This window comes from Hamadaea sp. NPDC051192 (genome assembly GCF_040682475.1).
GTDB classification, from domain to species: domain Bacteria; phylum Actinomycetota; class Actinomycetes; order Mycobacteriales; family Micromonosporaceae; genus Hamadaea; species Hamadaea flava.
Window position 1 is genome coordinate 45,292 of record NZ_JBFBAZ010000052.1, and the last position, 6,540, is coordinate 51,831.

A 6,540-nucleotide genomic window follows, 5' to 3' on the forward strand; every position below is an offset into this window, starting at 1 on the left:
AGTGTTCTGGCAAAGTGTGCGCGACCCGTGATCTCGGAGTCATCCAATGGGGAGGAATCAGCCACCATGATGGGGCGTTCGCACGCGCTTTCCGGCGCCGCCACCTGGCTCGCCGGATCCGTGGTGATGGAGCAGGTCTTCGACTATCCACACCAGTCGCCGCTCTATCTGGCCCTCGGCACCGCGATGTGCGCCGGCGGCGCGCTCCTGCCCGACCTGGACCTCTCCGGCAAGGTGACCACCAACCAGGGCGGCGCGACCGTGGCGCACACGTTCGGCCCGGTCTCCATGTTCATCTCCGAGGTCATCGAGAAGCTCTCGCTCGGCATCTACACCGCGACCCGGCTCAGCCACGACCCCAAGCGGGACTACGGGCACCGCACGTTCACCCACACGCTGCCGTTCGTCCTGCTGATGGGCTGGGGCGCGAGCTTCCTGTGCCAGCGGTTCGGCAAGTGGGCCGTGCTGCCGATCCTGTTCTTCATGATCGGGCTGGCCCTGCGCGGCGTCTTCGAGCACTGGGCGAAGCGGGCCGGCTGGGTCATCACGACCGCTGTCGCGGCTGCCGCCTCCTGGTACACCTTCGAGAACCTCGACTCGGGCCGAGGCTATCCGCTCATCGGGTTCGCCGTCGGCGTGGGCTGTTTCGTGCACCTCATGGGCGACATCGTGACCAGCGCCGGCGTACCGATCCTGTGGCCCATCCCGACCGGCTTCAAGAAGATCCGGCTGTGGCGGATGATCGGTGTGCCCAACTCCATCTCGGTCGAGGTCGGCGGCAAGGTCGAGACGCTCGTGCTCTCCACCATCTTCATCATCGTCTCGTTCGGCGCCGGAGCATGGCTGGCCGGCGGCGCGATCCTGCGAAGATTCGGCATCGACATCTGACGCTTCGTCCGCATGATGCCCGTCGCTGTCGCGGCGGGCATCGTCGTCTGCGCGCTCCCCCGACCGGCGCCTTCACAACCGGCGCCTCCACGACCGGCGCTCCCACGACCGGCGCCTCCGCGACCGGCACAGGTGATCTAGGCGCGAAATGGCGGCCATGGCGACCCTTTCTCGCCTAGATCAACAAGCGCGACGCGATCTTGAACAGAAAACGCCGTCAGAGCCGCGTTTTCCGTTCAAGATCACCCCAAGTCAGGAAGGCTTGGCGTCCGAGTACGCCCCGACGACCTTGGCGTCCATGAGGAAGTGGACGCCCGTCGACCCGAACAGCAGCCGCCCGGCCTCGTCGGCGCACTCCTGGAGCAGCCCGGCGACGAAGTCGGCGCACTCTAGAGAGCAGTCGAGGATCACCTCGTCGTGCTGGAAGAACACGAGTTCGGCGTCGACGTCCCAGAGCCGGGAGCGGACGAGGGCGAGCAGGGTCGCGGCCCATTCGGCGGCGGTCGCCTGGATCACGAAGTTGCGGGTGAACCGGCCCCGGGCGCGCTGACCCGCCGACGTACGCAGGTCCCCGTCGCGGCTGTTGAACCAGTCGCCCTCGGATTCGGGGGCGGCCCCGGGCCGGGGACACGTCCGGCCGAGCCAGGAGCGCACCAGACCCCCGCTCTCCCCCGTACGCGCGGCGTCCTCCACGACCGCCCAGGCGCGCGGATAGCGCCCTTTGAGGACGGCGAGCGCCGGGGCCGCCTGGCCGCCGGTCTGCCCGTACATCGCGCCCAGGAGGGCGATCTTCGCGGTGCCACGGTCGGCGAACCCCTCCAGCCCGGTGTAGATGTCGCCCGGCCCGGCCGCCTTGCACAGCCCGGGATCGCGGGACACCGCCGCGAGGATGCGTGGTTCGAGCTGACCGGCGTCGGCGACGACCAGGCGACGGCCGGGATCGGCGCGTACCGCCCCTCGCAGCACGGCCGGGATCTGGAGCGCGCCGCCACCCCGGGTCGCCCAGCGGCCGCTGACCACCCCGCCCGGCACGTACGCCGGATGGAACCGGCCCTCCCGAACCCACTGCTGCCGCCACGACCAGCCGTGCGCGGTCCAGATCCGGTACAGCTCCTTGTAGTGCAGGATCGGCTCGATCGCCGGGTGCTCCACCTGTTTGAGCACCCACGCCCGGGTGTTCGGCACGTCGATGCCCGCCTTGCGCAGCGCCCGCCGCAGCTCGGCCGGCGAATCGGGATGCAGCCCTGGGCTCGCCAGCGACTCGCAGATCTGCTCGGTCAGCTCGACCAGCTTCTGCGGCGGCCCACCGGCCGGTCGGCGCGCGCCCAGCAGGTCGGTGAGCAGCTGGTCGTGGGTCGGCGCGTGCCACGGCAGCCCCGCCCGCGCCATCTCGACGGCGATCAGCGCGCTGGCCGACTCGGCCGCGACCAGCATGCGGAACCGCGCCGGGTCGGTCGTGGCCGCCATCCGCTTCAGCTGGGCGGCGTACACCCCGGTGACCTGCTCGATGGTGGCCTCGGCAACCGCGCTGGGCTCGCCGAACAGGGCCCCTTGCGCGTCGCCGGGCGGTGCGGCTTGGCGTACCGGAGGATCGGGGGGCACCGGCCCGCCGGTCAGCCGCGCCCACGCGGCCGCCATCGACCGAGGCGCGCCCCACTCACCCTCCGCTCCGACCAGCAGGGCTTCGGTCATCTCCAGGTCATGACACCGTGGTACGCGCACCGCAGCGTCCAGGATCGCCGGGTAGGTCGTCTCCGAACTCGGCCACACCCAACGTGCCTCGGGCTGGGCGCGAAGCTCGGCGGCCAGCTCGGTGACGCGGCGTGGCTCCGCCGTCGGAGCGCCGTCCGGCCCGAGCGGCTGGACGACGGCACCCCCCGACTGGTCCGGTGCGACGGCGACGATCACGCTGCTCATTCTGCGTTCCCCGTACGACAAACGAGCCGACCTCCACCGGAGATCGGCTCGTTCGAGGGGATAGGTGAGTTGCTGAGTTACTTCACCGCGCCGGCGGTGAGGCCCGCCTGGATCTGCCGCTGCATGACGGCGTAGATGATGATCATCGGGAGGATCGCGATGGTGATCGCCGCGAACAGTGCGCCCCAGTCGGACTTGAAGCCGGCCGCGACTGAGATCGAGGCGATGCCCTGGGTGAGCACCCAGTTCCCCTGGTACTCCTCACCGCCCGGGATCAGGTAGAGCGGCAGGAGGTACTGCGCCCACTGCCCGATGATGTTGAAGATGCCGACGCTGATCAGGCCCGACTTGGCCATCGGCAGCATGACGCGGAAGAACAGCTTCATGTGCCCGGCGCCGTCGATCATCGCCGCCTCGGCCACCGACGTCGGCAGCGTCTTGAAGAAGGCGCTGAGGAAGAAGACGGTGAACGGCAGCGAGTACGAGATGTAGACCAGGATCAGGCCGGTCTTCGTGCCGAGCAGGCCCAGGTCGCGTACCACGAAGAAGAGCGGCACCAGAGCGAGGAAGACCGGGAAGGCCAGACCGGAGACGAACAGGTAGTAGATGAACCCGCGCCCGAAGAACTTGTACCGCGCGAGCACGTACGCCGCCATCGAGCCGAGCAGCATCGTGCCGAAGGTGCTGATCGCCACCACGATCACGCTGTTGAGCATGTAGGTGCCGATGTGCGCGGTGTTCCAGGCCCGCTCCCAGTTGTCCCACCGCAGCTTCGACGGCAGGGTCCAGGGGCTGCTGAAGATCTCCTCCGGCGACTTGAAGGAGGACAGGAAGACCCAGACGAGCGGACCGAGGATGATGATCGACCAGATCATCAGCGAGAGGCTGCTGAGCCGTGAGAAGAAACGGATCTCCCGCTTCTGGCGGCCGGCCGTCGTCTGCGTGGCCGGGCTCCCGGAGGCCGGCCTGCGGTCCTGTGCGGGGGTGGTGTTCGTCGTCATCGCGGTTCCCACTCAGTACTCGATGGTTTCGCGCTTGGTGACACGCAGTGTCAGCGCGGCGAAGGTCAGCGTCAAGAAGAAGAGGACGACACCGATCGCCGACGCGTAGCCGAGCTTGCTCTTGGACGCCGCGTAGTAGAGCTCGGTCGCCAGTGTCGTGGTCGCTCCGTCCGGACCGCCGTAACCGCCGTCCTGCGCCAGCACGTTGACCAGCGCGAAGAAGTCGAACGCGGCGATGCCGAGGTAGACCCAGGCGACCTGGATCGTGTCCCACAGCAGCGGCAGCGTGACCCGGAAGAACAGCGAGAAGCGGGACGCGCCGTCGAGCTCGGCGGCCTCATAGATCTCCGCGGGGATGCTGGACATCCCCGCCGAGAAGAGCACGACGTAGAAGCCCACCGCCTGCCAGATGGCGACGAACATGATCGACCACAACGCGGTGTTCTTGTTGACCAGCAGGGCGATCGGGTCCAGCCCGATCTTCGTGAGCACCCCGTTGACCAGGCCGGTGTTGTCCGGACGGTAGACCGTCTGGAACATCACGCCGACGATGGCGACGGCCAGGACCTGGGGGAGGAAGAACACCACCCGGTAGAACTTCGACCCCCAGACCCCGGTCCGCACTCCACCCTTGGAGCCACCGCCCACGTTCAGCAGGAACGCGAAGAACAGGGCGATCGCGATGGTGATCAGTGGCAGCGCGACAAGCAACTCGAGGTGGTGCGTGATTGCCTGCCAGAAGCGGTCGTCGTCGAACAACTGCTTGTAGTTGTCGAAGCCGATCCACCTCGGCGGAACCGCAAAGCCTCGCCACGCGGTCATCGAGATGTAGAACGTTCGCAACGTTGGATAGATGACGAACGTTACATACAAGAGGACCGGCAGGAAGAGAAAGCCCGCCACGAACGGGTACTTGCCGTGCCGCATGACCCCAACGCTCCTAAATCAGCGCTTGAACTTGGTGATGGACGCGTCCTTCTTGATGGCGTCCGCCTTCTTCTGGATCCGCTCGGCCCACGCCTTGCCGTCGATGCGGCCGAACATGAGCTCGTTGGTGGCGGCGCGGGCCTCCTTGTCGAGGTCCTGGTACCAGCCGTCGAAGAAGAGGGTAACGACATCCTTGCCCGCCGCGGCAAGAGCCGCCTGCGAGCTCTTGACACCGGCCGGGAAGGCGAAGCCGTCCGAGGCACCCGCGACCACGGTCGGCGCGTGCGCCTCGGTGATCTCGGTGAACGCGCGGCCGCTCTTCTTGGACAGCATCTGACGCATGAACTCCAGGCCCGCCGCCTTGTTGGCAGCCGACTTCGAGACGAAGTAGCCCTCACCGGCCGCCGAACGAACGGCCGCCGGCGACAGCTTGTCGGAGCCGTCGTACGCCGGGACCGGCGCCAGCTGGTACTCGAAGTCCTTCGGCGTGGTGGCGGCCTGCTCGCCCTCCAGCCAGTCACCCGACGGGTACATCGCCAGCTTGTACTGGTTCTGCTGGAGCTGCACCTCGGTGTGCTTGAGGCCCTCGAACGCCGGGTTGATGTAACCCTTCGACGCCAGGGTGCCCCACGCGGAGGCGGCCTTGACGACGGCGTCGTTGGTCCACGCGCCGTCCTCGAGGTTGTCGATGTTCTTCAGGATGTCGCCGCCGCCGATCTTGGCGGCCTGGACCAGGATCACGTTCCACTGGTAGTACGCGGCGTTGGCGCCCGCGTAGCCGTACGGCGTGATGCCCTTGGCCTTGATCTTCGCGCACAGGTCCAGGAAGCCGGCCCAGTCCTTCGGGGCCTCCCAGCCGTTGTCCTTGAACAACTTGCCGGAGTGCCAGATGCCGAACACGGTCGACACGTAGTACAGCACGAACGGCTTGCCGTTGAACGAACCCGCGTCGACGGTGCCGGCGAACACGGTGTCGCGGACCTTCTTGTTCGGGTCGTCGACCGACGGCGCGTCCCACAGCTCGGTCAGGTCGGCGAGCTGCTCGTCGGCGACCAGTGCGCCGAAGTCCATCGACTTGGTGCCGGAGTTGTTCACGAACTCCGGCGGGTTGCCGCCCTGGAACCGCGGCTGCAGCAGCGCCGTGATGTCCTGGGTGGCCGTGTGCTTGACGGTCGCCTTCGGCCACGCGGCCTTGAAGTTCGGCTCGAGGCCGTCCGTCGCGTACTTCTGGCCGTAGCCACCGTCGAAGATGACGACCTCGACGGTCGCGTCTTCCTTCATGCCGAACGGGTTGGTCGGGGTCTTGGCCGTGCCGCCGGTGTCGCCGCCCTTGTCGTCGTCACTGCAGGCGGCCAGGAAGCTGACGGCGGGCACGGCGAGCGCGCCGGCCACCGCGGCACGGCGCAGAACCGTGCGGCGGTTCAGCTCAGAGGGGGAGTTGGACATCTTTGTCTCCTCGGTACGGGTCAGGCGATGGGCCGGAGACGTCCGGCACACCGCGACTCGAGGTAAGGGTTGGCGTTCGTCCCCAAGAGGACGGTCATGAAACACATCCCCGAAGGGACCTCGACGCGGTGCGGCGTCGGCGCCGCGTCGAAGACTGAGCGGAGGTCCTTCATTCGGCGACCTCCTTGATCCGATGGGCCTCCACCGCACGAGCCGTACGCTGAAAGGCCGCGTGCGAGCGCTCATGCGTGCGCTGCGCCACCGCGATGTACAACAGGTCCAGCACCACCAGCTGCGGATGCCGCGCCGACAACGCGTCCGGTCGGAAGGTCGTGGCCTGCGTCGCCGTCAACAGCACGAT

5 protein-coding genes and 1 pseudogene are annotated in these 6,540 nt (G+C 67.8%); 1 reads left to right on the plus strand and 5 read right to left on the minus strand.

Going from position 1 to position 6,540, the window contains the following annotated elements; translation table 11 throughout:
* The first annotated feature begins 66 nt into the window (after positions 1–66).
* Positions 67–888 carry a metal-dependent hydrolase gene (locus AB0M47_RS22425; protein WP_363416872.1) on the plus strand — a complete coding sequence of 274 codons (822 nt, stop codon included), beginning with the start codon at positions 67–69 and terminating at the stop codon, positions 886–888.
* A 252-nt stretch (positions 889–1,140) separates the two neighbouring features.
* Here the strand turns inward: AB0M47_RS22425 and AB0M47_RS22430 are convergent, their stop codons facing one another.
* The 5 genes and pseudogenes from AB0M47_RS22430 to AB0M47_RS22450 all read right to left on the minus strand — a co-directional run.
* Positions 1,141–2,805 (minus strand): bifunctional 3'-5' exonuclease/DNA polymerase, encoded by a 1,665-nt coding sequence (locus AB0M47_RS22430; protein WP_363416875.1) that lies wholly within the window; start codon positions 2,803–2,805, stop codon positions 1,141–1,143.
* 77 nt (positions 2,806–2,882) lie between these two features.
* Positions 2,883–3,680 (minus strand): carbohydrate ABC transporter permease, encoded by a 798-nt coding sequence (locus tag AB0M47_RS22435; protein ID WP_363416885.1) that lies wholly within the window; start codon positions 3,678–3,680, stop codon positions 2,883–2,885.
* 138 nt (positions 3,681–3,818) lie between these two features.
* Positions 3,819–4,733 (minus strand): sugar ABC transporter permease, encoded by a 915-nt coding sequence (locus AB0M47_RS22440; RefSeq protein WP_360000969.1) that lies wholly within the window; start codon positions 4,731–4,733, stop codon positions 3,819–3,821.
* An 18-nt stretch (positions 4,734–4,751) separates the two neighbouring features.
* A complete protein-coding gene (gene ngcE, locus AB0M47_RS22445) occupies positions 4,752–6,179 on the minus strand; it encodes an N-acetylglucosamine/diacetylchitobiose ABC transporter substrate-binding protein (RefSeq protein WP_363416879.1) in 1,428 nt (475 codons plus the stop codon).
* A 169-nt stretch (positions 6,180–6,348) separates the two neighbouring features.
* A pseudogene (locus AB0M47_RS22450) lies at positions 6,349–6,540 on the minus strand (RpiR family transcriptional regulator); the annotation flags it as partial.

What these genes read in the sequence shown, in the direction of transcription:
- AB0M47_RS22435 (WP_363416885.1), bottom strand. Translation starts at nt 3,680, where the DNA reads ATGATCTGGTCGATCATCATCCTCGGTCCGCTCGTCTGGGTCTTCCTG.
- AB0M47_RS22425 (WP_363416872.1), top strand. Translation starts at nt 67, where the DNA reads ATGATGGGGCGTTCGCACGCGCTTTCCGGCGCCGCCACCTGGCTCGCC.
- ngcE (WP_363416879.1), bottom strand. Translation starts at nt 6,179, where the DNA reads ATGTCCAACTCCCCCTCTGAGCTGAACCGCCGCACGGTTCTGCGCCGT.
- AB0M47_RS22440 (WP_360000969.1), bottom strand. Translation starts at nt 4,733, where the DNA reads ATGCGGCACGGCAAGTACCCGTTCGTGGCGGGCTTTCTCTTCCTGCCG.
- AB0M47_RS22430 (WP_363416875.1), bottom strand. Translation starts at nt 2,805, where the DNA reads ATGAGCAGCGTGATCGTCGCCGTCGCACCGGACCAGTCGGGGGGTGCC.